Raw genomic sequence first — 307 nt, 5'->3', positions numbered from 1 at the left:
TCCAGCGGCAGGTTGAGCACGACCGTGCAGCGCTCCTGAACGGCTTGGCGCACGGCCGCGACGGCCTGTGCGACGGCGTCTGCCGCCGACGTCACCCGGGCGCTTCGGGCACCGACGGCGTGCGCCAACGCCTCTTGGTCCACACGGAAGTTGGAGTGCGCCCCGGACGCCTCCGCCGCGAGGACGACGAGCGGCGTACGGCTCTTCGCCGCCTCACCGATCCCGGTCATCGCGTTCGTCAGGCCGCACCCCTGGTGCACGCTGACCGCCGTCACGGCGCCGCCGACGCGGGCGCACGCGTCGGCCA

1 protein-coding gene is annotated in these 307 nt (G+C 74.3%); it reads right to left on the bottom strand.

Annotated elements, in window-relative coordinates:
• A partial coding sequence (locus G3I40_RS38725) for a thiamine pyrophosphate-binding protein (RefSeq protein WP_275410303.1) occupies positions 1 to 307 on the bottom strand: 307 nt, incomplete at both ends.

The organism is Streptomyces sp. SID14478, assembly GCF_010548525.1.
Taxonomy (GTDB): domain Bacteria; phylum Actinomycetota; class Actinomycetes; order Streptomycetales; family Streptomycetaceae; genus Streptomyces.
Note: the sequence above shows the minus strand (reverse complement) of the source record. Positions and strands in the feature narration are given on the sequence as shown.